Annotated in this window: 19 protein-coding genes and 1 tRNA gene; 2 read left to right on the top strand and 18 right to left on the bottom strand. The window is 40.7% G+C overall.

Annotation, left to right across the window (positions count from 1 at the left end):
* Positions 1 to 920 precede the first annotated feature (920 nt).
* The 10 genes from MSBRW_RS19480 to MSBRW_RS19525 all read right to left on the bottom strand — a co-directional run bounded on the left by MSBRW_RS19480 (position 921) and on the right by MSBRW_RS19525 (position 12,958).
* On the bottom strand, positions 921 to 3,968 hold the full coding sequence (locus tag MSBRW_RS19480; protein WP_011306098.1) for an FAD-binding and (Fe-S)-binding domain-containing protein: 3,048 nt from the start codon (positions 3,966 to 3,968) through the stop codon (positions 921 to 923).
* 215 nt (positions 3,969 to 4,183) lie between these two features.
* Positions 4,184 to 4,801 (bottom strand): 4Fe-4S binding protein, encoded by a 618-nt coding sequence (locus tag MSBRW_RS19485; RefSeq protein WP_011306097.1) that lies wholly within the window; start codon positions 4,799 to 4,801, stop codon positions 4,184 to 4,186.
* A 6-nt stretch (positions 4,802 to 4,807) separates the two neighbouring features.
* Positions 4,808 to 5,167, bottom strand: coding sequence for a hypothetical protein (locus tag MSBRW_RS19490; protein WP_011306096.1), 360 nt, complete (start codon positions 5,165 to 5,167; stop codon positions 4,808 to 4,810).
* Between the two features lie 495 nt (positions 5,168 to 5,662).
* Positions 5,663 to 6,886, bottom strand: coding sequence for a SufB/SufD family protein (locus tag MSBRW_RS19495; protein WP_011306095.1), 1,224 nt, complete (start codon positions 6,884 to 6,886; stop codon positions 5,663 to 5,665).
* Positions 6,868 to 7,611 (bottom strand): ABC transporter ATP-binding protein, encoded by a 744-nt coding sequence (locus tag MSBRW_RS19500; protein ID WP_011306094.1) that lies wholly within the window; start codon positions 7,609 to 7,611, stop codon positions 6,868 to 6,870. The genes MSBRW_RS19495 and MSBRW_RS19500 overlap by 19 nt, the downstream gene beginning before the upstream one ends.
* 479 nt (positions 7,612 to 8,090) lie before the next feature.
* Positions 8,091 to 8,753 (bottom strand): MBL fold metallo-hydrolase, encoded by a 663-nt coding sequence (locus MSBRW_RS19505; RefSeq protein ID WP_011306093.1) that lies wholly within the window; start codon positions 8,751 to 8,753, stop codon positions 8,091 to 8,093.
* 9 nt (positions 8,754 to 8,762) lie between these two features.
* Positions 8,763 to 9,734 (bottom strand): DUF128 domain-containing protein, encoded by a 972-nt coding sequence (locus MSBRW_RS19510; protein ID WP_011306092.1) that lies wholly within the window; start codon positions 9,732 to 9,734, stop codon positions 8,763 to 8,765.
* A 671-nt stretch (positions 9,735 to 10,405) separates the two neighbouring features.
* Complete coding sequence (locus tag MSBRW_RS19515) at positions 10,406 to 10,894, bottom strand: DUF5817 domain-containing protein (RefSeq protein ID WP_230669876.1); 489 nt, start codon at positions 10,892 to 10,894, stop codon at positions 10,406 to 10,408.
* 51 nt (positions 10,895 to 10,945) lie between these two features.
* Positions 10,946 to 11,620 carry an undecaprenyl diphosphate synthase family protein gene (locus MSBRW_RS19520; RefSeq protein WP_011306090.1) on the bottom strand — a complete coding sequence of 225 codons (675 nt, stop codon included), beginning with the start codon at positions 11,618 to 11,620 and terminating at the stop codon, positions 10,946 to 10,948.
* A gap of 153 nt (positions 11,621 to 11,773) precedes the next feature.
* Positions 11,774 to 12,958: a redox-regulated ATPase YchF gene (locus tag MSBRW_RS19525; protein ID WP_011306089.1), complete on the bottom strand. Its 1,185-nt coding sequence runs from the start codon at positions 12,956 to 12,958 to the stop codon at positions 11,774 to 11,776.
* 174 nt (positions 12,959 to 13,132) lie between these two features.
* Between MSBRW_RS19525 and MSBRW_RS19530 the strand changes: the two genes are divergently transcribed.
* Positions 13,133 to 13,204 (top strand) — tRNA-Arg (locus MSBRW_RS19530).
* Here MSBRW_RS19530 and MSBRW_RS22800 read toward each other — a convergent pair.
* On the bottom strand, positions 13,193 to 13,363 hold the full coding sequence (locus MSBRW_RS22800; protein WP_155398381.1) for a hypothetical protein: 171 nt from the start codon (positions 13,361 to 13,363) through the stop codon (positions 13,193 to 13,195). The genes MSBRW_RS19530 and MSBRW_RS22800 overlap by 12 nt on opposite strands.
* Before the next feature lie 228 nt (positions 13,364 to 13,591).
* Here MSBRW_RS22800 and MSBRW_RS19535 point away from each other — a divergent pair, with 228 nt between their 5' ends.
* Positions 13,592 to 14,005: a cupredoxin domain-containing protein gene (locus MSBRW_RS19535; protein ID WP_011306087.1), complete on the top strand. Its 414-nt coding sequence runs from the start codon at positions 13,592 to 13,594 to the stop codon at positions 14,003 to 14,005.
* 142 nt (positions 14,006 to 14,147) lie between these two features.
* On the opposite strand, the gene MSBRW_RS19540 is transcribed toward MSBRW_RS19535, so the two are convergent.
* From MSBRW_RS19540 to MSBRW_RS19570, 7 genes are all read right to left on the bottom strand, one after another.
* Positions 14,148 to 14,936: a helix-turn-helix transcriptional regulator gene (locus MSBRW_RS19540; RefSeq protein WP_011306086.1), complete on the bottom strand. Its 789-nt coding sequence runs from the start codon at positions 14,934 to 14,936 to the stop codon at positions 14,148 to 14,150.
* Positions 14,937 to 15,532: 596 nt separating this feature from the next.
* Positions 15,533 to 16,318 carry a helix-turn-helix transcriptional regulator gene (locus tag MSBRW_RS19545; RefSeq protein WP_011306085.1) on the bottom strand — a complete coding sequence of 262 codons (786 nt, stop codon included), beginning with the start codon at positions 16,316 to 16,318 and terminating at the stop codon, positions 15,533 to 15,535.
* A 149-nt stretch (positions 16,319 to 16,467) separates the two neighbouring features.
* Positions 16,468 to 18,396, bottom strand: coding sequence for a hydantoinase/oxoprolinase N-terminal domain-containing protein (locus MSBRW_RS19550; RefSeq protein WP_011306084.1), 1,929 nt, complete (start codon positions 18,394 to 18,396; stop codon positions 16,468 to 16,470).
* A 144-nt stretch (positions 18,397 to 18,540) separates the two neighbouring features.
* Positions 18,541 to 20,556, bottom strand: a complete 2,016-nt coding sequence (locus MSBRW_RS19555) for a hydantoinase/oxoprolinase family protein (RefSeq protein WP_011306083.1) — start codon at positions 20,554 to 20,556, stop codon at positions 18,541 to 18,543.
* Positions 20,557 to 20,976: 420 nt separating this feature from the next.
* The gene (locus tag MSBRW_RS19560; RefSeq protein ID WP_011306082.1) at positions 20,977 to 21,996 is read right to left on the bottom strand and encodes a cation diffusion facilitator family transporter; all 1,020 of its coding nucleotides are present in this window, start codon (positions 21,994 to 21,996) and stop codon (positions 20,977 to 20,979) included.
* Between the two features lie 150 nt (positions 21,997 to 22,146).
* Positions 22,147 to 22,383: a hypothetical protein gene (locus MSBRW_RS19565; protein WP_048102652.1), complete on the bottom strand. Its 237-nt coding sequence runs from the start codon at positions 22,381 to 22,383 to the stop codon at positions 22,147 to 22,149.
* A 90-nt stretch (positions 22,384 to 22,473) separates the two neighbouring features.
* Positions 22,474 to 23,058, bottom strand: a complete 585-nt coding sequence (locus tag MSBRW_RS19570) for an acetate uptake transporter (protein WP_011306081.1) — start codon at positions 23,056 to 23,058, stop codon at positions 22,474 to 22,476.
* Positions 23,059 to 23,089 lie beyond the last annotated feature (31 nt).

Genomic DNA, 23,089 nt, shown 5'->3' on the forward strand with positions numbered 1-23,089 from the left:
GAACTCATCAAGGTAGGTCAAACCAGATCGAGAAGTCTATGAGTTCATCCAAAACTAATTTTATTCCCAAATCTGGCTGGTCTGGGAATAGAAAGTGCTTGTGAAAAGTGTCTGGCTTATATAAAAGAACAATCTGTCGGTAGCTTCCACAAAGTAAAATCTTAAAAAATTGGTTGAAGGGATTCTGAAGTTCTCCCTTCGTGTTTTTCTTCACAGATTTTGTGCAAAGAACCATCAATGCTTTTTTATACTTAATCGTGTTGTGAAGTCAGCAAGGGAATAAACTCTGGAAGCGTGAATTAAAGGGAAAATTCGGTTTACAGAATCGGTTTACAACAAACCGGTTTACAAAAATTCGATCGTATCCACAAGTTCCTGAAAACGATAAGTACTAGTGTCAAGAAAATTTAGTTATTGGTCACATGTTAACTCCGAATCGCTATATATTAATGAGAATAAATCAAAAATTATGCTCAATAATTAAATTGCCATGACTAATGTCCTTAAAGATTATTTAATCAACTGCCCGACATTTAATCAACCTGCCTTATTACCATATGAGTTAAAAATATCAAATCGGATAAACAATCTCGAAAATAGAGTTGAAATTATAGAAGCATGCTTGAATAAACAATAATAGATTGCTTATCTTAAAAATTGATTTCTAGAATGTATTTTGCTGGGGAACTATATGCATGTCTATAATCTGTAATCTGTGATCTATGGCACTATAGCCCTTAGTTTAAGACACTCATTGGAATGAAAACTAACGCTTAAAAAGGAACTAGAGAACTAATTAAACTACTTCAAGGTTTATAAAAAAGTTTTAACGAGAGATCTCATGTACGAACCGTTATCATATACTAATCGTTAGTGAGATCTCACGTACTAATTGTTAGTGAGTTTTCATTTACCAATAATTAATGCGTTTTTATGTACTCAATCATGCGCGGAGTAAGCAGTGGAATCAGCTCAGGAAGCATATTCGGCATCAGGTTATCCATAGCTTTCGGCATAAGTTTCGGCAGCTGTTCTCGCATGTAATCAGGCATAGGAACTTTCTTTTCTACAGCTTTGAGCATGTCAGGCATGACTTTTGGCATGACTGAAGGCATTAGATTTGGCATCATGATCGGCATCATCGGTTTCATCAGAGCATCCATGCCTGGCACATATTTGACCATCTTCATCATTGCCTGAAGTGGTGCTGGCATCGCTGCCATCATCTGAGGCATGAGTTCAACCATCAGTTCGGTCATATTCTCGGGCTGCATGAGGTCGATCATCTTTTCAAAGGGAACCCACGATTCCAGAGTATAGGCGGTTGAATCAGGGATATTGTATCCAAGACTTCTGCCCACAAGGGCTCCCAGATCCTGAGCCTCGATATTCAGGTTATTTTTCTGCGCTGCCGTACGAAACTGGAAAATACAGCAAGGACAAAGCGCTGCAATGATGTCAGCTTTAACATCAAGGGCTTCCTGGAGTCTTATATCTCCCAGTTTGTATGCAATAGGCGGTTCGGCTATAAGGCTTACAACCGAACCACAACAGTGAGCTCTTTCCCTGTTGTACTCAAGTTCCCTGAACTTTATTCCAGGTATAGCCTTGAGAAGTTCTCTGGGCGGTTCGTATATTTCGCCTCCTGCTCTCCCAAGGTGGCAGGAATCATGCCAGGCTACCACCTTATCAAGAGGCTGTTTGAACTTTGGCTTAAGAACATCGAGATGATCCACGAGCACTTCAGAATAATGTTTTGCCTCAAGCCCATACTCAATTCCCAGTTTTTTCGCCCACTGAGGATAGACCGTATGCCACATGAGCCAGCAGGCAGGGCAAGAAGTAATTACGGTTTTTACGCCCTTCTTTTTCATGTTTGAGACATTCATTCTCATTATTTTTTCAAAAACGTCCCATCTTCCGGCAACAAGCATAGGAATTCCGCAGCAGGCTTCTTTGTCTAAAAGACTTGTAAACTCTACTCCTGCATCGTCAAGCATGCGGACTGCCCCTATAGCTACGTCATTTTCGATAAAAGACGCAGTACAGCCTGCAAAGTAACCATATTCAGCTTTATCCTTTATCTTTGCCCTAATATCCTCCGGAACCCATTTATCACGGTCTTTTCTGTAGTTTGCCCAGATATTTCTTTCTTTTAAGAGGCTTGCTGCCATGATCTCAAAAGGAGGAAAGGTCATCTTCTTATTTTCCTGGACGAGTTTTCCCCGCATGGTCATCCAGGCATGTTCGATTGGCATGTCGAGTTCACAGCGGGCATCGCACATCTGGCAGGTAGTACAAGCAAGGAAGGTATTTGTCTGTCTCTGGTCAAGTTTTTCCCGTCCTGCAAGGTATTCTTTGATGAAAAACCATTTTCCACGAGGTGACTGTGACTCCCAACCCCTGCCGTAGTACTGGTCGCACTCACTCACACAGTACCCGCACTGGGAGCAGGAATAGGCAAGTTCTGCGACTTCTGCGGGGATCTCTTTCTCGTCTTTGAAAGAAACTTCACCAATTCCTGACATGTTTCCGGCTATTCTGGCAAAAGGTTCAAAGGCAGAGCCCATTGATACGGCAGTGTTCAGGAGTCCTTTTCCCTCAATGGTTTCAGGGTTCATGATCCCGTTAGGATCAATTTCCTTTCTCAAGGCCTCGATTTCAGCAAGTCTTTCCCCAAAAACACTTTTCCTCTTTGAAGCGAAGAAAAGCCCTGAAGAATAAGCCCTTCCCCCATTTTCTTCTGCAATTTTCAAAATGCTCAGGGAAAGAGCAAAAGCTGTATTAAAGAGCACGGAGCGCTCCGAATGGCGCATGAAACAGAGAAGAACCACATACCCGTCGTTTATAACCATGCCTTCAGTAAGCACAGGTAATTTTATTTTCTTCCCGATTTCTTCAAAAGCCCTGTCCATATTCTCAAGCGGCACCAGGATTTCCGCAGGGATAAACGAAGGACCCAGCCTCTTTACTTTCATGGACTTGAACCATTCGTCAGTCTCGTATTTTGCAATTTCTTCCGGAAGGATTGTCCCGCCTGCATTTTCGATTGCTTCTTTCAGGCCGGAAACGTCTCTCGAGGCAGGGTACATGAAAGTTGAAACGTAAGAGACCGGTAACATTGGTCTGTTTTTGTCCACTATCTCTTCATAGTGGAGTTTCCTGGGAGCTTTATTTTTCATATCCGCCCATTCAGGGTTCAGGAAGGAAATTGACCAGAGAGGAATATTTTTTCTTTTTATATCTTCGACTGCCTTTTTCAGGGCTGAAGCGCTTGGGAAACTGGCAGAAACAGCTTTTCTCTCTTCGAACTTCTGGACTTTCAGGGTAATCTCGGTAATGATACCTATGGTTCCCATTGTCCCGATTAACTTTTTCAGTTCAGGGCCTGAAAACTCCCGGATTTCTCCTGTGGGAAGCACAACTCTGGCTTTTTCCATGCTCTCGTGGCCCCAGCCAAACTCATAACTTCCGTAACCGGCTCCGCTCTGGGATAACCATCCTCCAACTGTCGAAGAAGGGGCGCTTGAAGGAATTGCTTGTAATGAAAGCCCTTTTTCTTTTAGTTTCCTTTCCAGCTTTTCCCAGATTATGCCGCTTTGCACAACCGCTTTTTGCCTTTCGGGATCGACGCTTATGATCTTATTCAGTGGTGTAACATCGGCAACGATTCCGCCCTTTGTCGGAATTACCCCTCCATATCCTGAAGAAGCTCCTGCGCGGGGTACAACCGGAATCTTATGCCTGTTTGCGAATTTAAGGAGCTTTACTGCGTCTTCCTCGGTCCGGATTTTTACGACAGCTGCAGGGTCAGTCTTCCCAATTACCTTCTTAACAAGTGGGGGTAAAGCTCCGATATCATGGTTGTAATAATGGCGTTCACGTTTGTCAAGATTGACATATTCCCCAAAGAGTTCGGAAATTTCTTTTTTCTGAGCTTCTGAAAGTTCCGCTACACGACTTATCATGTTTTTTCTCCTTTTTTCTCCTAATCTAGCTAATTTGTAGACACTTTCCAGTATGCACATTTTGTCATACTATAAAGTCAAACTCCGGAAGTGTTTTCCAGCTCCCCTGTATTTTACTATATAAGTGGTGATAATAATACTTATTATGTTTGTCCAGGGTCATTCCGTTTTTCTATTTATATAAATAAACAATAAAAATTAATAAACATAGAACTTCAAAATTGCAGGGCATCTTTAGGACAGGCATCCACACAGCGCCCGCATTTTATACAATCGGGGTTTGCAGCATTTTGCGTGATTTTGAGCTGCATAGGACAGACTTTTTCACATTTCTTGCAGCTAATGCATTTTTCCTTTTCGAGTTTAAGAGGATACTTTTTACCACCAAGCAGGCGTTGAGCTGTCCCCATAGGGCAGAAGGAACACCAGGTTCTTGGGCTCAGGTAACTGCCCAGAAGGGTTGCGATTGCAGTTGTTACCAGACACATCATCACAAACACCATGCCGATTTTCTCGAAAGTATTGAGGCTCTCAATAGCGTTTGTTATTCTGTATCCCATAAAGCCCATTAGTAGGAAAAATATTGGCAGGCGGATCCACAGGGAACGCAGAGTGGCAGGTATCTTCTTTTTCCTTGAAATCTTGCTGACCCAAAAGTCAACAAAACTTCCCCTGGGACAGAGGTTTCCGCAGAACCATCGGCCTCTGAAAGGACTAATCAGGAAGAGTGCTGCAAAAACTAGTAGCAGGAAGTACCCAAGTACTGGATACCAGAGCCCTCCTATGGAAACGATAAGAACTATAATTCCCAAGTAAGGCGTTATTTTAAGCAAAGTTAATCAACCTCCGTTTTCCCATTTTTCAAGTTCCTGTCCGAGCCGTTCAGCCCAGGAATTCACCACGGTCATGATGATATTTTTTATTTTGGCCCTTGAGTTGATCTTATACTTGAAAACATAGCCTCCTCCATCCAGGTTCTGCTGCGACCTTTGCAGAATGTCTTTTTCATACAGTTTTTTGACGGAGCGCTGGATTGTAGAAATATCCAGCTTCAAGACTTTTGAAAGAGAATCAGTGTCAACCCACTGCTCTTTCTCATTTAAAAAGTACTTCATAACCTTAAGGTCAGCCTTTGTAAGGTTAAGGGCACACTTGATCACGTCTTCGGTTTTGAACTCTTTACAGGCAAAATCTATCATTCCAATCCCTCTGGAGTACTACAGTACTGTAATATTCCCACCGCAATATATATACGATGTCAAGTACTGTACAATCTAGCCAAAAATAGGAAGTACTGCAATTTTTTAATATTTATCTTTGCCTTTATCTACATACATAAAACTAAATGTATCCAGCATAGAAAATAAGAGATTGAACGCAAGTAAAGTTTCTTTGTTATACATTTAAAAAAGAGAAAATCTGTCTGGTGATTTTTATCTGTAATCCATTATATAGTTAACTATGTAGTAAGATATTTATACTCCTTTTCTAATCTGCAATCGCGGTTTAATGAGCAGATTAAACTTTAAGGCTTTAATTTTAAGACTTTCTTTTTCACAGGAAAACCCTATTCTCTTTGTGTTAAGCTCATTAAAATCCACAAACACTCAACAAAAGACCGGCAGGTTTCTCCTTTTCCCTGCCGGTTTCACACACCCTGTTCCAGAACTGTTTTGGGTTCTGTTTGTTTAGAATTACATTCCAAAGGCTGTCTGAGTAATCGTGTTTTCGATTTCTTTTTTCAGCTCTTCCGGAATTCCCCTTATACCTACATCCAGGAACCCACGCACAATCATGCCTACAGCTTCATCTTCGGTAAGGCCTCTAGCCATAAGGTACTCCACCTGGTCTTTAGCAATTTTTCCAACTGCGGCCTCGTGAGTAAGTTCGACATCGTCTACGTTTGCTTCAAGGATGGGGATTGCAAGCTGGCTTCCTTTGTCGGAAAGGACAAGCCCTTTGCATTCAAGGTGTCCTTTTGCTCCCTTTTCATTGCCTATCATTTCTCCTCTTGCAATTACTCTTCCACCGATTGTAATAGTCCTTGATATAAGCTCAGCTTTCGTGCCAGGCGCATTGAATATCGCCCTGCTTCCTAGATCCAGTTCAGAACCGGAATGGGCAATGGCTATAGTATTTAACCTGGTCACTGCTCCTTCTCCCTCAAGTTTGACAGTCGGATATGTCTGCACAGAATGGACAGGTTTCAGGCAGATGTAATTACTTACGTATGTTCCTCCTTCTTCGACTTTGATTACTGTCCTTGGCCTGACTCCTATCTGCTCAGCCCAGTTATGAATCATTGTGAAGTTCAGGGTAGCTCCTTTTTTTACGTACATTTCGGAAATTCCCAGATGCAGACCTTCTTCCACTCCCTTTTTAGCCGTGCAGCCTGTAATTATGTCAAGGCTGGCGCCTTCTTCGACTATCACAATATTATGTACGGTCTGGAAAACTTTATCTTTGCCAAGCAAAAGACAGGTCTGAACTGGCAGGGACGATTTTTTCCCAGCAGGCACACGAATAAAGTATCCGTCCGCATTTTCAAGGTAAGTTTTTGCGGTGTATTTGTCAGTATCAACAGATACAAGCTTCCAAGAGTAATCTTTAAGCCATTCGTACTTTTCCAGAGCTTTCTGGGTGGACATGAGTTCTACATTTTTTTCTTTCAGGGAAGAATGCGACACTGCATTATCAAGCACTATCAGACTGCCGGATCGTCCTTCTTCGCTAGGCACGACTCCTACCTGGAGTAGGGTTTTTTTGCTTTCCTCGTCAAGGGTCTGGAGATCTTCTATAGGCCTGCTAATCTTGGAACCTTCCTCAAATCTTTCCAGCTCTAAATCTTCTCCATAGGCTGCCTTTTTCTCGACTGCGCTTTCAGCGCGCTTTTTCAGGTTCACTTCATCAGTCTGCATTTTATACACTCCTCATACCCTCTGTTCTTGATCTCGTTCAGCATCTTCATGGGGTTTCCTGAACACATAACTGTTCCATTGCAAAGGATATATCCTCGATCTGCGTTTACATAATCCAGAATCTGGCCTGTGTGAGTGATTATAAGGGCAGATTTACCTTTCTTACAGCTTTCGCCAGGACATTTCAGCCCTTCTTCAAGTAGTTCTTTTATTGTCATTCCTACCTGTTCTATGCTTACGAGGTCCACTCCGGATTCCGGCTCGTCAAGCAAGTAAAGGCTCGGGTTCTGGGCTGAAAGTTGCAGAAGTTCTGAGCGTTTGATTTCTCCTCCCGAAAAGCCCACATTCACATCCCTGTCCATAAAGCGCTTCATATTAAGGTTCTCAGCAAGGTTCTCTGGGTTTTTCTTTCCTTTCGACAATACCTTTACAAGATCCCTCAGTTTAATTCCGGTCATATCTGGAGGGCGCTGCATCATAATTCCCAGTCCAAGGCGGGCTCGTTCATCTACTGACATCCCGGTAATATCTTTTCCGTTAAACAGAATTCTACCTTTCACAACTCTGTATTCGCTGAAGCCCATTATCGTTCTCATCAGAGCTGACTTTCCGGCTCCATTTGGCCCAAAAAGCACATTGGTATATCCTTTTTTAACTTCGAGGTTCACATCATGAAGCAAAATTTTTCCGTTTACCTCTACAGTCAGATCCTCTATTTTTAGCATCGACATTTTCTCCTCTTATTTCATTTTTAATACAGTTCCCCTCTACTTTTAGTTCATTTAATAATAATGCTTGAAAGTAAATTTATTCAAACTTTACTTTAGATGGCTAGAAAAATGTCAAGAACCGGGCAATTTCAGCATCTTTTCCCACCTTCCGTTATCTCCCACCAAATACTATATTCTTTTTAGAGAACATTCTATTTCTAACTATAGATTCTTTATTAATTTTCTTTATTTTTTAAAATTAAGATGTTAAAATCCAGAACTTTGATAAAATGTATTTCAAATACAGGTTATAAAGTAAAATTTCTAAAATAGAAGTTTTTAATTTGTTTAGAATATTTGGTTTTGTAGAAAATTTATCTAAATAGCTTTGACTGAATCTGAAAATGAATGTATAAAAGTATATTGAGTAATTCAGTTTAAATAATTGAAAATTCTTTATTTCAGAAAATTTCTACATAACCGAATATTTTAATTTATTCTAGGTCCAAGCGCAGACCTACTTTGATTTCGACAAATTTTGCCGGGAAAATCTCTTTTATTTTTTCTCTATGAACGGTACAATGCCCTGCTGCAATGAGTTCCATTCCCCTCAATCTTTCAAACTCCTCGTTATCGTGAAGCCCCCCAAGAATTCCCTTTACTTTTCCATAATGGCTGGCAGTATCCAGGATTGCGGCAAGCCCAGGGTGAGCACAGCCTGTAAGTACGTAAGACCCGTTTCCCGTATCTAGGATAAGCGCTTGCTCCTTTACCTTGTCTCCGAGTTCTCCTGTACTCCTTATACCCTGAGAGATTTCTACAGGCTCTTTTATTTCGATAAGAGTCGATTTTTTCTCAATTTCTCTTTTAAGATTCTTCGAAAAAGAAGCAGGAACATAGACCTCAAGCCCAGGATTTGCCTGAAGAATCTCGGGAAGACCACCTATATGATCCCAGTGCTGGTGAGAGAGAATCAGTTTTCCGATTCCTGCTGGATCAATGTTTAGCCTCTTCATATGTTTCAGGAGAAGAGTGCCATCCCATCCGGTGTCAAAAAGAAGGGTTTCACGACTTGTTTCAATAAGAGCTGCAAACCCCCAGCTTCCTGTAAAACCCTGACCAGCTTTGTTGTCATAGATGACAGTAAGCCTGAACATTTAGATTCCTCAGATTTCTGTCATGGTATTATATTCCATAACAGTAGAAACAGGATTCGTCTTCATTTTAATTCCGGTCTCTTCAAGGGCGCAGATGCCATTAATACCTCCTACAATTGCAATCCCGAACTTCCCGGTTTCAACGGGAGCTCCAAACAAGGTTTCATCAACTTCTCCAAGAGGGTAATAACCCGCAAGGCCGACTTTTTCTACCGTTTTGAGAACTTCTCTAGCCCTTTCATAAGCCGAGCAATTGATCTGCCGCATATTGGCAAGGATTTTACCTTCCCCTTTTTCAAGCACGTCAAGAACAGAAGTGGTCTTTCTGCTCATGAAAATTTGTATCGGATCAATTGAGGTTCCACTGTAGGAAATCAAATCTGAAAACCGTGCAGGTTTTCGATTTTCTATCTGAATAATCCCACCATACGCAGGTTCTACAGGGATGCCCGCTTTGAGAAGGAGCCCATCAAAAACAACGCTGCAGACCGTAGCTATTCCGACTTTTCCGGGAGGCAGGGAAAGCAGTTCTTCATCTTCTTCGATAATCCTCACTCTTGGGCTTATCATATACCCTTCGTGTGCAGTATATGAAACCACCTCAATGACAGTCTCTAAATCATCCTTATCAAAGTATGAAATATTTACAGGCACTACTCCTTCATTGGTCTTGGGGTTATATGTGGTTCTAAAAGCCATCTCTTCTATTCGGGATATTACAAAGCCAAACCGGTCTGCGATAAGGGCGTCATTCATCTCCCTTTCTCCTAATTCGGTAAGTGTGCGTCCTGCATACCCATGTTTGCTTGTGAATCCTCTTTCGTCCAGGATCCTCAGATGGTAGCGGACAGCCCGCTCTCCTATATCATAGCCCCGGTTATTAAGTTCATCAGCTATTGCCCGGGCACCTATAGGCTTGTCACTTTCGTGAATTACCCTCATAATTTCAATGAGTTTTCGCTCAATTTGCGGATCCATCATGTTTAACACCGTTATACTTTACGATAAAAATGAATTGCCTTTAATTGTGACAAAATTCTATAATTTTTAAATAAGCTCTGAGTAAAGCCTGTTCTTTCCAGGCTTGCCCAAAACCGATTTAGTTCTTATTTATATGTAATTATAGTAAATCTTTTCGTAGTTAATATATTTTATCTCCCGAGTTCCGTCTTCCGAGTCCCGTCTCGGGAGGACGGAGCCCTTTTCGCTACGCTCAAGAGGGCTGAACTATGGGTAAGATAAATTGTTTTTCAATTTGCTGAAAAGGGCTGATTTACCTGCAATCTTTATAAAAAGGCTTGATAGCAAACTTTTTTTGAAAAAGTTTGGTCGAAAACGTTGTTACTGTGTGATCAACCGGTGCAACGGTTGCGCTCAAGAGGGCTGAATTATAATGAAAGTGTTTAAATAAGCCATGAAGACGGACTTATGTCAAGAAAAGTTGATTTTTCACTCACTCAGGGGTGATTTATCCGAATTTTATTTTGGTTATAGAATTAGGGTTTAAGTTATACTAGTGTCTTGAAAATTTAGTTATTGGTCACATATAAACTCTGAATTGCCACATATTGATGAGAATAAATCAAGAATTATGCCCAATAATTAAATTGTCATGGCACTAAATTATATAAAGGTGGCTGTATTTAATTATATCATATTATTTTTATAATTCCTGGTTGAGGGGAGTAAAGTTCTCCTGTTTCCAGGAGGTTCTTGAGGATCGTCTCGAATTTTTCCTGAATTATTCCTTTTTCGAGGACTTTTTGTCGAAGTTCTTCTTTTTCGATTTTTCCACCAGTGGTATTCAGAATTTCAAGAATAATTGATTTTGGGTCTTTTTTTGCAGGGGGAGAGCTGGAAAGGCTTTTTTCTGAAAGTTTGAATTTTTTTACTGGAGTTTCAGCTTTGGAGATTGAGGGTTCAGATTCATAGGGATGTGAAGTTAGTGAAAAGTTTTCGTTGACTCTTCCGGAGATTTCAGCTTGCAGGTGAGTTCGAAAAAGCACTGCATCTTCGAGATCTTCGGAGAAGTGGAATACCCTCAATTTTCGGGTTTGCAGGAGAGCGCCGCAATGCTGGCATTTCAGGGTCTTTTTTCCTGTTTCTGTGATCTGGGCATGCTGTCGGCATTTAGGGCACACAATCACTGCATAGCGCAGATTTTTGCGCTTTCGTCCAAATTCCAGCTCAGCTCACCTTCCGTATCTTCTCTTTCTTTTCTGGAAGTCCCTCATAGCTCTCAGCAGATCGACCTTTCGTACATCTTTCCAGTTAACATCTGTAAAATAAAGTTCCGAATAGACTGACTGCCACACCAGGAAATCCGAAAGATTCTGCCCTCCCGAACGGATCATAATATCAGGCTCGTGGTTGACAAGGAGATGAGATTCGATCATTTTTTCGTCCACTTCTTCAGGTCTGACAGTTCTTGCTTTAACTTCCTCAAGGATAGTCAGTACAGCCCTCATAATTTCATCTCTTCCGCCAAATCCCAGTGATACATAAACAAGAAAATCATTTCCAGGAGCAGTGCTATTTACCTCTCCGTCAACGTCATAAATTTGATAACCTGTGCCGGCAGGAAGGTTAGAAAAGTTAGTTTCCAATCTTGTTTTGAGCGTTGATGCGACTTCGGCTTTTAAAGTCGGATCAGTTTTCAGGATATCTACATAGACGCTCACAATTTGGACCCCGAATTTTCTAAAAATGTTAAGTGTGGATATGAGTCTTTCGATTCCTTCAGGGTCAAAAAGGTCAGTTTCTTTGAGTATGATTGCTACATGTCTGGGAATATTTGAAAACTCCCTGGCTATTTGCCAGCCCAAGTACCTCTCATAGACTGGATATGCAAAAGAAAGTAAATCCATCGGAAAAATATCCTCCCTCACAAGCTAAAGCAATCCACTATTTCATCTTTTCTATTGTTCATTTCAACTTCATAATACTTTCCAGACCTGATCCGAATGCTCTGTTCCAGGTGACAGTTTTTTCAGGTTTATTGGGTCTATTATTGGGTTTGTTTACTTTGCAGTGGATACGATCTTGATTACATCGCCATTTTTTAGTTCATGTTTTTCCCCAAGCCTGAGCCTTGTCCTTGCATCTACCGCGTACAAAAACCGGTCTCCTATTTCAGTATGTATCTGATAAGCAAGATCATGGCAGGTAGAGCCCCTTTTCATAAGGTAGGCGTCAGGAAGAATATTCCCACTTTTATCGGACCACTTTCCTTCGTCTTCTACTGGGTACACAACAATAAGGTCCAGAAGCTCGAAGACAGTCCGGTTTATGCATTCCTGAACACCTGTACTGCCAAGCCTCTCAATCACTTTATGAATGGCTTCGAGCCCTTTTTTCTGGGCTTTTGTAAGGTCTCCACCAAGTACCTCGAATTTCCTGTCTCCGGGGCTATATTTAATAAGCCCGTTTTTTGCTGCAGACTTAAGTGCCAGTTCGGCTGCTGCACTTGCAGGGACTACTATTCTATCGAGGTCTTTAAGCCTGTCCAGGTTTTCTCTTGAGGCGATGTCGGCTTTATTTGCGGCGATAAGCAGAGGCTTACTGATCTCTCTCATTGTGTCGCAGAGCCGGATCATATCTTCTTCGCTCCATTTAACGTGGTCCAGTCTTGAAAGCCCTGTCTTTATCAAAGCTGCATTCACATGGGATTCTCTTATCCCTGCCCCAGCAAGCTGTTCTGCAATTACGACTTCGAGCTTGAGCCCTTCGGCCTGGATTTTTCTGGCAAGTTTGACCCAGTTTCTTTCCAGAATACCATAAAGCCACATTGTAATTTCCCTGTTCAGGAAAGCTACGTCTTCAAGAGGATCGTGATCTCCGATATCTACAGGATTGCCCTCGGCATCAGTCCCACCTGAGGCGTCTACTACATGAATAATTGCCTGAGCCTGCCTTAGTTCATCCAGAAAAGTGTTCCCAAGTCCTCTTCCTTTGTACGCATCAGGTACAAGTCCGGCAACGTCAATTATATCAATCGGGACGAGCCTCACCCCATCCACACACTTTCCACATCTTTTTTCCTTTTCTTTGCAGGGACATTCAACCCGCACATAAGTAACTCCGTGATTAGCATTAATAGTTGTAAAAGGATAATTTGCAATTTCAACGTCTGCGAGTGTAGCAGCTTTGAAAAAAGTGGATTTTCCCGCATTGGGTTTTCCTGCAAGTCCTATAGTCATTGACATAAATTATAAAAAAGAACTTGTTGCATTTAATCTTTATTGATAGTGATATCGGAGAAGCAGGATTTTTTTCTTCGACTTCCGGGCCGAGGTCAGAGCTGTAAATTAGGGGTTAAGTCGGTTCTTGAGGAATAAAGTTTATATCCTTGAATGTGCTTATCAGTGTTGCTCGCTTGTGTCCCGATAGGGTAGTGGATATCCTTGAGGCCTGCGGAGCCTTAGACCTGAGTTCAAGTCTCAGTCGGGACGTAAATTCTTATTTTTATTTTCTGTTTTTCTTATTTGATCTTCTTCCTTCAATTCTTCACCGGATTTTAGTTTTATTCTTCTTGATTTCTTCTTTGCTTCGGCTCCCTTCTTTGCTTCGGTTCCGTTCTCATTGCTTCTCGATTTTTTCATTTTCTTCAATTTTTCTCCCTACTTTGTGCCCTCCACTTTCTTCCCTTCTGGTCTACCATTTACTTCCTTTCTACGATTCGCTTCTTGTCTATGATTTACTTTCTGCTTTGATTAGTATCCTGTCTTCTGCTTCTTTGTTTCAGGCATTACATTTTTGTTTTTGCCCTTCCCGGTTAAATCAAAAAGATAATGAATATGACCTGAAGTTATAATATTAAAGGAAAAAGAGGGATATTTATGAAAAGGAAAAGTCTGATTTTACTTGTGGTGATGATATCCTTATTTGCCTCAGGTTGTACTGAAGACAATGAATCGATGCCTGACGATTCTAATTCTTCGATACCTGAAGCCGGGTCTGACTTACAGTCGGAAGGTAACATGACTTCAAAACTCGGAGAAGATCACATTGTTCGCCTTGAGAACTACGTTGTGATGAGGCCTCTTGAACTGGAAATCTCAAAAGGGGATACAGTTTCCTGGTGGAGCGACAAAAGACAGGGCAATTACGTGCTTGTTAGTGATGAAAAGCTGTTTCCTGATGAAAAACTTTCATACAGAGTACCTTTCACGTATACCTTTAATGAAATCGGAACCTACCACTTTGTTGTCAAAGATTTCCCTGAAATGAACGCTACGGTAAGGGTGAACTGAAATTTCTGCTTCCTTGCCCGATATTCTGTATTGAATATTTTAACCAGAAGAAGGAAGGCACTTACCCTAGGCCTAAAACTTTTTTCTTTCTTTTTACTCCAAAACTAGCTGAAGGCTCAGGCTTAGAAAATTTATCGAAATTTTACACTTTGGTAATGGGTCTTGCTATATTTTTGTAGTGATTGAAAAGGCCTTTTCCCCATTTAAGTGCACTTTCATCAAAACTTACCAGATTATGATTGTAGTAAATCCCACTGTTACAGAAAAGGGAAAGCGCCATGAACTCTTCTGTGACTATGCTTGAAGCAATTTTCATATTATTATTATTGCAGACATAAAGTTTGGTATGTTTCAGGTTCAGGAAATGTTCAAGTTCCTTCTTGTAGTCATTGAGCATTCTATCATAAACGTATTCTGTAAACACCAGAGTTATGTCCGTGCCCTTTGCGGCAAGCTCTATGCACAGTGACGGATAGATGGGCAGGAAAAAGGAGGACGAAATCCTCACTTTCTCTGATTCGGAAAGATGTTCTACAACTTCTTTTGGATATTCAAACACATGATTTCGGTCAGGGTTTACTTCAATATAGTTTCCAAGCTTTCCGATCTCGTCAAGAAACTCAGGAGGAATTGATGTCATATCCTGATTTATCCAGTAATCGTGGTTTTTATCAAAAACGTTGAATGTTTCGAGAATTGTTTTCATCTTCGGAACCAGAATCTCTCCGATACTGGAAAGTTTGTAGAGCCTGTTATTCTCAACAATAAGATCCTGTTTCATCAGTATCTTTATCTGGGTCATTATTGGGCTCGAACGGACATTAAGTGTGTTTTTGATTTCTTCGATGTTCTTTGGTCCGTCCAGAAGCAGTAAAAGTAGATTTTTCCTTTTTTCTGAAAGAAAGAGAACATCCAGTAATGATGAATCCATCTAATTCCCTCTCTTAGGTCTCACCTATTGTATGTGACTTCATATATATCTCTATACTAGAAGACTCTGAACTTTTTACCTTTATCCTTGCCATTGTAATTTTTGATTAGATAAAGGATCTTTATGGGGTTGAGATTTTTTAGGTTTATAGTTGGGATTTTATTAGGTTTATAGTTGGGATTTTATTAGGTTTATAGTTGGGATTTTTTTAGGTTTATAGTTGGGATTTTTTTAGGTTTATAGTTGGGATTTTTTGGGTTTATAGTTAGGATACAAAGATAATTACCATTTTTATACATCACAATGTCATAAATAATATATCATAATATCTTAATATTATTTCTAAATATAATTAATTATCATTACCTTTTAATAAGTCACTTGAAAAATTCTGCATGGAAATTCTTTTAAAGCACATGTCTTCTTATTTTTTCATACCGTTCTCGTTTTTGGAAGTAGTCGGGGCTTATCTAGTACTGCGATTCTGAAATAGGTTCATAAAACTTAACTTTTTAATAGATCCAACAATTACGGATTATTCCAACAAATAAGAAATTTATTTTGGAATCGAAGCACTAGATATGCATCTTTTCAGATCAGATCTTGTTTACCTGTCTGGAAAGTCTCTTGAAATAATCAAATAACTCCTGACCCCATAAAAGGGCGCTAGGTTCAGAGCTTATAATGAATTGCTGGTCGAATTTCCCATTTTTATCAAAAAGACCCAGCATCATTGTCCTATCAGTCACGGTAATCTCAGTAAGCTTTATTCCTTCTTTTGAAACATACAGACTTACGTTGTCCATGCCCATTAATTCATCTATCATATTTGAGTGTTCTTTTGATAGGTAGTTCCAGACAGATTGATTAAAATTCAGGGACAATTCGGCATCTTTTCTGCCAAGCTCAACGTACAGGGGAAGATAAGCAGGGTTGAAATAAGAAGCAAAAGTAGAAGCATGCTTTGCATTGGCCATGCTGTCAATTATTTCTTGAGAAGGTTCATAGATATGGTTCAGATCGGGTTCTATAAAGGTGCAATCCCCCAGTTCGGATATACGTTCCAGAAGATGACGTGGAATTCCGTTCAGATCGTGACCTGTCCAGTATGAGTTGTTTTTCTCAATTACATCAAGAGCATTTATCAGGGGCTTTATCTTCTTGATGATGAACTCTCCCAGGACTGTGAGTTTATACATTTTGTCTTCCTGGACAATCAGATCATGATCTATCAGTTTCTTTATCTGGGGAAGTATCGAGGTGGCTGTAACATCCAGTGTGTTCTTGATTTCGTCAATATTTTTTGAGCCGCTATCCAGCAATATAAGAAGGTTTTTTCTCTTATCAGAGCGGAAAACAAGATCAATAAGTGAAGAATCCATGTTCTCTTACTTCCTGTTATTCAGTAACTTACAGTTGTAGCCGATCCTTCTTTCCAGCAGGCTGGTTCTCTGGCTGTTCGTTTTCAAATTAAGCGTTTCTCCAAATATTTAAATGAGCTTTTATATATAAATAATATATAATATTATCCCTAATTAGTTAAAATATCAGGGTCACAGATCCCTACAAAAGTCATTTTTGTTTCCATTGGCATATGTTTCCAGCCAGGTGGAGAAAGGTATTCCGTATTTGTACTTATTTTTATTGAGCCTTCCGGAAGTCCAAAATCTTTCATTGAATCTATAATAAGTCCTTCACCAGTTTTATGGGAATATTCTACTGCCATACTATATTGCTCAAATTTCTTCCTGCCTGAAGGGGTAAATACCAAGAAATTCTGGTCCGGATTTTCCATTGAGGATGGTCTTATAATTATCTCAATTCTTTTAATGCCTTTTCCTACTAGAGCTCCAACTGCATTTCCTACGCTGGCCTGCTCAGGAACTATAATCTCTGCATCTATGAGACCCTTGATCTCTTCATAATAAGCCTTTACAGGGCCTCCGATCAAGACTACGGGAATATTTAATTTATACTGGGCAGGAACGTCTTCCTCCAGTAGTTTCTTTATTCCTTCTTTTCCTCTGCCTTCCATGATAAAGGACATCAGGCTGTAAACCATATTTTTTGCAATCTGCTGCTTTACCTTTTTGCAAAAAGCGTGAACTCCTAGTTGAGTAAAACGCGAAAGTTTTTTGGCTCCAATCTGTGCAGCTCCTACATCCCATTCGGTATATTCCCCGAGTACATGCAGGGCATCAGTCGGTGTGAAACCTATAGCCTGGATTGCACGCTGTTGAACCAGTGAATCAAGAACTTCTGGAGAAGGAAACCGCTTCATTTTATTTAAAATTCCGTAGATCGAAAGAGGTTCGCCTTTGATAATCTCGAGTAACTTTTTTTCGCTTTCTGTAGGATTAATAGGGTCTGCTCCAGTACTGACAAAAAATTTTGTGGGCTGAGTATGTTCACTGAGCATAGTTCTCAGGGGCACGGGACTCTTTTCAAGTATCTCAATAAAATTTGGGTACCGTACAGCAGCAACGCAGAGAGGCATAACCCTTCTTGGCCCTATCCTGATGCATTTCTTAAACCACACATGGCTATCTCCCCCGTTTGCTGAACTCTCCATTCTTATTGCTTTTACTCGGGTTTGCCAGCCTCCTACAACTGCTCCTTTCTCACAAAGCTCAGGGACTCCATTTTTTATTATGGAGACATCCGTACTTGTCCCTCCCACATCGATTACAGCACAGGTATCCAGCCCTGACAGGTAAGAAGCTCCCTTAATGCTTGCAGCAGGGCCTGAGAATATGGTTTCAATGGGACGCAGTTTTGCACCTTTTATATCTATAACCGAGCCGTCACACTTCAGCATAAGGATTTTCGCATCAAGGTTTCTTTTCTTTATTTCGGCAGTGATGGAATGGATAAACTGGTAGGTTATAGGAATTAGCTGGGCGTTTAAAACGGCTGTGGCTGCCCGTTCGTAAGCTCCAAGCTCCTGAGATAATTCATATCCGCAAACCACAGGATGTCCTGTCAATTTAAGAACTATCTCCTTTACTTTAAGCTCATGTTCCGGGTTTCTTGTGCTGAAGTACGAAGACACTGCAAACGCGGAGACTTTCTTTTTCAGGCTTATTGCAAATTGTTCTACGGCAGTAAGATCCAGAGGCCGCAGTTCATCTCCGTTGCTGTCATGTCCTCCTTTTACAATAATACAGTAGTCTGCTGGAAGTTTTCTTGGGACAGTGTAGTTCCCTACCAAGATCAGACCAACAGGATACCCTGTTTTTTCGAGAATGGTATTTGTTGACAGGGTTGTGGAAACCGATACCAGCTTTACTTTGCTGAGATACTCTGGATTCAGTTTATCAATTGCATTTCGAATTCCGACCATAAGGTCCGGATAGGTAGTAATTGCCTTGCTGATATCAAGGATCCAGCTGTCCGAATCTCTTAAAATTACGGCATCAGTGTAGGTTCCGCCTGCGTCAATACCCAGACTATATTGCATGTCAAAACAGCCCCATTTTTACTTTATATTACACAATTAAGGTCCTTTTTTAGCTGTATACATCCTTTTTATCCGGATTTATAAAATTATTCTCAAGATATATATTTCTGTTTATAATATCCGGCTGAATATCCTAATTTATCCTTATCCTCTCAAGCTGTGAATCGTAGTTTTTGGAATTCCTATTCCTACGAAAACAAGTTTTGTTTCCAGGGGCACATCAGTCCAGCCGCTCGGTGCCAGATGCTTCCGGCTTACATCTATTTTTATATTCTCCTTCTGAAGTCCTGCACTCACCATGTAGTCCATAACAAGCTGTCTTCCAAGCTTTTCTGCGAACTCAGCGGCTTCATTATAGCTTTCAAATTTCTTTCTTTCAGATGGGGAAAAGACAATGAACTCGTTTTTAGTTTGATACGGCAAGATCTCTTCTGCAGTACACTTCTCGTGATCCTCGTTATCTATATTTTCAGCCTCACCTTCAAGAGACTTAATAACTTTTGTTTTTATAAGAATCTCTACTCTTTTAATTCCTTTTCCGACAAGAGCGCCGACAGCATTGCCAACATCAGCATACTCTGGAACGATGAAGTCAGCATTAATCAGGCTTTTTAGATCCTCAACATATGCGTTTACAGGTCCTCCTAGAAGCACCACAGGAATTTCAACTCTGAAACGGGTATAGTTTCTTCCGAGAAGAACCCTGTCAATCTCGTTTCTAGGCATTCCTTCTATAAGATAGGCAATAAGATCTTCAGCAATATTTCGCGCAACCTTGCGTTTTGCTTCCGCACTGAAAGTTTCTGGGCTCTGCTTAACTATCCTCCCAAGCATGGAAGCTCCAATTGTTGCAGCCTCTACATCCCATTCGGTATATTCTCCAAGCACATGAAGAGCATCGGTAGGCGTAAAGCCTATTGCCTGGATTAACCTTTTCTGGACTAATGAGTCCAGAATGGACGGAGAAGGACGTTTTTTCAGGGCTATGAGTAGGTCACCGAAGGAAACAGGCTCATTTCCGATGTGCTTGTAGATTTCCCGCTCTCCTGCCTTCAATTCGATAGGCTTGAAGCCGGTCCTGACATAAAATTTAGTTACCTGGATGCTTTCGCAGAGATACCCTTTTGCAACCCTGTTAGATTTCAGTTTTTCCCTTAAACCGGGATATATGACCGAAGCTCGGCAGAGTGGGATTACACGGCGAGGGCCGATATAAGTTCTGTCGCCTTTTACCCAGATATGGCTGTCTCCTCCTGTTGCAGAGGTTTCCATACGAATTGCTTTTACGCGGGTTTGCCAGCCTCCAACAACGGCACCCATGTTACTGAGTTGGGGAAGCCCGTTCTCCATCATAGCTACATCCGTGCTCGTACCGCCAACGTCGATCATAGCACAGGTATCTATCTTGCTCAGATAAGATGCTCCAACAAGGCTTGCGGCAGGCCCTGAAAATATTGTCTCAATGGGCTTTTCCAGGGCTTCTTCTATTCCCACCACTGATCCATCACATTTTAGCATCAGCAGATTTGCATTTATCCCTCGGATTTCAAACTCCTGAACTATCGCCTGGATAAACTTGTGAGTAATGGGAATTAACTGGGCGTTAAGAAATGCAGTTATAGCCCTTTCATAGGCTCCAAGATCCTGTGAAAGTTCGTGCCCGCAAACAACAGGGTGCCCTGTAAGTTCCTTTACGGCTTTTTTGACAGCAAGCTCATGTTCCGGATTACGGTTACTGAAATATGAAGAAACTGCAAAAGCCGAAACCTTATTTTTTACCTTGAGGGCAAATTCTTCTACTGAATCGAGGTCAAGAGCCTTCAGTTCTTCTCCATCACTATTATGTCCACCAGAGACCGCTATCCAGTAGTCCGTAGGGAGTTTCTCAGGAATCAAATAATCCCCTACCATTATTAGCCCTACCGGAAACCCTGTGCTTTCCAGAATGGTATTTGTAGACAGGGTTGTAGATACAGATACCAGTTTAATGTCTTTAAGATGCTCCGAGTTCAGCGCATCAATAGCATTTTTCATCCCAGGGAGGGGATCGGGATAGGTAGTCAGCGCTTTACTGGATTCTATCACAGATCCATCCGAATCTCTAATGATAACAGCATCAGTATAAGTGCCCCCTGCATCGATTCCAAGACTGAAGTACATTTTTAACCTCTTTTAGGAGTTAGATATAACTTCCAGAATTTTAAGACCATTTTTTAATCCAGACCATTTTTTATTCAGACCATTTTTAACCCAGTTATTTTTAACCCAGTCTATTTTCAACCCAGTCTATTTTTTAATTCAGACCATTTTTAACCCAGACCATTTTTAACCCAGACCATTTGTTAATTCGGGTAATTAAGTTTTTTAGCAAGCGATAAGATTCAGATCTCTCTGGATCTATGTGCTGATTAACTCCGTATACGTAAAGCCTGGATACCTGTTAAAGCTTATAGTAGCTAAATAAATCGCTGCTAGAATTAAAAACAACGGGTTTGCTGTCTTCCTAACTTTCGGTTTTAGCATTGATTTTTTCACACCATTATTACCATATTATTTTATTATTTCTACGTTTTTATTTTGTTAAAATAAACTTGCTTTTTCCCCGTTTTTCTTATTAGAGGATCTACCTTTGTTTTTGAAATTCTGGTTTTTTCCCGGGACGGGCTCAATTTTTATCAGTACGTATGTATCTTCCGTAAAAGCTGCTTTCAGCCTTTCCTCTACGAGGTTTGATATCTCTGCGGCTTCCAAGATACTTAAAGAGTTATTCACATTAACACTGGCATTGATTGCTATACTCTTCCCTATCCTTCGGGTTTTAAGTTCTCCGGAACCCTTGACGTTTTCTGTTTTGTTTATAATCTCCCTGATTCTAAGGTTATTTTCCTCATCAAGGGAAGCTTCTATCAGTTCGTTTGCAATTTTGTAAATAAGTATACCTGAAGTTCCAAGGAGATAGAGGCTTAAAAGAAGCGCAGCGAAAGAATCAGCTATATCAAAGTCTTTTCCAGGCAGAAATGTACATCCAATGCCTGAAATAACAAAGCAGGATATTAATAAGTCTTTTATTGAGATTATTAATGAACGTTTTATTGGAGTAATTGATAATTTTTTTACGAGGGTATTAATTTTTGATGAATTTTCTTTAGCCTGTAATTCGAGATTTTCTGTCCGAATAGCCATAACATTTCTTAATATAAAGGCTAAGATTGCTGCATAAAGTGCAATAATTTCAGGCATCTTGGGCTCTTTACCCTGCAAAAACATGAGCAGTTCCCCAAAACTCAGGGAAATCATATGAAAACTTGCAAAAAGAAGAATAACAGCCCCTGCTCCCATGCAGAGGGTTGTGATTTTTCCATGTCCGTAGTTGTGGCTTTCATCTCCAGGCTTGCTTCCAATAGAATAATCCAGGAGTTTTATACAATTATTGATAAAATCGGAGAAGGAACGAACTGCATCGGCAAGAAGCAAAGTACTGTTGCCCAAAATCCCGACTAGCAATTTGAAAAGTGTGAGTATCAAACTCAAAGCAAGACCTGTATAAGATCTATTGCGGGTTTTATTGTGGGTTTCGTCAAGCCTTTTATCCGCTTGCATTCGAAGTTCACCGTTAATTAGCTTTTCCAATCTTTTTTCTAGCTCAAATGTTGCCTCGTTTTCGATCAAACATTTTTTGAAAAGGTTTGTGCCACAACTGTTGCACCGGTCGATCACGCCGATAGGGTTACGGGGATAAGGTACTCAAATTCAAATGTTTCTGAGGTTTTCGCTCAAGCCTTTTTTGAAAAGGCTTGCGGTAAAAACAAAAACGAAAACAATCTCTAAAAATTTGACAGGCCCTCGAGTGCCTGTATTTTGTAACGCGGTCAAAGTACAGAGTTTAGTCACCCATACACTATTATTCGGAGGATTGGTAAGCACAGATTTAATACCTGTGCTTACCTGAAGAGTCGTTTTTAGCTGTTTTTCTATTTTTTCCTGCAATTATAGGATTTCATATAGCTCTCGAGGTTGGTGTAAGTCTTTTCCTCAGGTGTTCGAGGGTTTTACTCAATGAATGCTGATTTTTTACTATTAGAGTGGGATTACAGTTTTTCCGTGGATTTCATTCATTACCATGCCAAGAGCTGTATAAAGAGCTCCAAGGCCCATAACAAGTCCTACATAGCCAGCTACTGTAAGCAACCCTGTACTGCCGGTTGCGTTTACAACAGCAAGCAACATAAATAACAAAAATAATGTAACAAATACAAACTGGAGGGCACGGACTCCGATTCTCATAGTAGCGATCAGCATAACAAAGGTATAGACACCCCAGATAAAGAGATACGCGGCCATAGCAGTTCCGGACGAAGCCTCAGCCCAGCCGATTGCAGGCATAACAAGCAATCCGGCCAGTGAGAACCAGAACAGACCGAAAGCAGAGAATGCAGTCCCTGCAAAAATATCTCCTTTTTTCCAGGACATAATTCCTGCAAACACCTGGGCAAACCCACCCAGAAATATTGCCATGGATACGATCATTGATTCCACAGGATATATCCCTATATAGCTCAGACTTAGCAGAACTGCGGCAAGGCCAAGGCCGGTAAAGCCCAGAGGGGCAGCATTTGCAGTCTTGTCAACTATTACAGTAGCAGTTCCTACGTTTTCGCTCATGGTTTCACCTGAAGCCATAATTCTAAAAAAG

Origin of the sequence: Methanosarcina barkeri str. Wiesmoor (assembly GCF_000969985.1) — an archaeon.
In the GTDB taxonomy this organism is placed as follows: Archaea; Halobacteriota; Methanosarcinia; order Methanosarcinales; family Methanosarcinaceae; genus Methanosarcina; species Methanosarcina barkeri_B.

Excerpts from the sequence above, each read along its gene's own strand:
- MSBRW_RS19550 (WP_011306084.1), bottom strand. The coding sequence starts at position 18,396 with ATGCAATATAGTCTGGGTATTGACGCAGGCGGAACCTACACTGATGCC.
- MSBRW_RS19480 (WP_011306098.1), bottom strand. The coding sequence starts at position 3,968 with ATGATAAGTCGTGTAGCGGAACTTTCAGAAGCTCAGAAAAAAGAAATT.
- MSBRW_RS19545 (WP_011306085.1), bottom strand. The coding sequence starts at position 16,318 with ATGGATTCTTCACTTATTGATCTTGTTTTCCGCTCTGATAAGAGAAAA.
- MSBRW_RS19555 (WP_011306083.1), bottom strand. The coding sequence starts at position 20,556 with ATGTACTTCAGTCTTGGAATCGATGCAGGGGGCACTTATACTGATGCT.
- MSBRW_RS19525 (WP_011306089.1), bottom strand. The coding sequence starts at position 12,958 with ATGTCAATGACTATAGGACTTGCAGGAAAACCCAATGCGGGAAAATCC.
- MSBRW_RS19540 (WP_011306086.1), bottom strand. The coding sequence starts at position 14,936 with ATGGATTCATCATTACTGGATGTTCTCTTTCTTTCAGAAAAAAGGAAA.
- MSBRW_RS19560 (WP_011306082.1), bottom strand. The coding sequence starts at position 21,996 with ATGCAAGCGGATAAAAGGCTTGACGAAACCCACAATAAAACCCGCAAT.
- MSBRW_RS19510 (WP_011306092.1), bottom strand. The coding sequence starts at position 9,734 with ATGATGGATCCGCAAATTGAGCGAAAACTCATTGAAATTATGAGGGTA.
- MSBRW_RS19500 (WP_011306094.1), bottom strand. The coding sequence starts at position 7,611 with ATGCTAAAAATAGAGGATCTGACTGTAGAGGTAAACGGAAAAATTTTG.
- MSBRW_RS19490 (WP_011306096.1), bottom strand. The coding sequence starts at position 5,167 with ATGATAGATTTTGCCTGTAAAGAGTTCAAAACCGAAGACGTGATCAAG.
- MSBRW_RS19535 (WP_011306087.1), top strand. The coding sequence starts at position 13,592 with ATGAAAAGGAAAAGTCTGATTTTACTTGTGGTGATGATATCCTTATTT.
- MSBRW_RS19570 (WP_011306081.1), bottom strand. The coding sequence starts at position 23,058 with ATGAGCGAAAACGTAGGAACTGCTACTGTAATAGTTGACAAGACTGCA.
- MSBRW_RS19505 (WP_011306093.1), bottom strand. The coding sequence starts at position 8,753 with ATGTTCAGGCTTACTGTCATCTATGACAACAAAGCTGGTCAGGGTTTT.
- MSBRW_RS19520 (WP_011306090.1), bottom strand. The coding sequence starts at position 11,620 with ATGGATTTACTTTCTTTTGCATATCCAGTCTATGAGAGGTACTTGGGC.
- MSBRW_RS19495 (WP_011306095.1), bottom strand. The coding sequence starts at position 6,886 with ATGCAGACTGATGAAGTGAACCTGAAAAAGCGCGCTGAAAGCGCAGTC.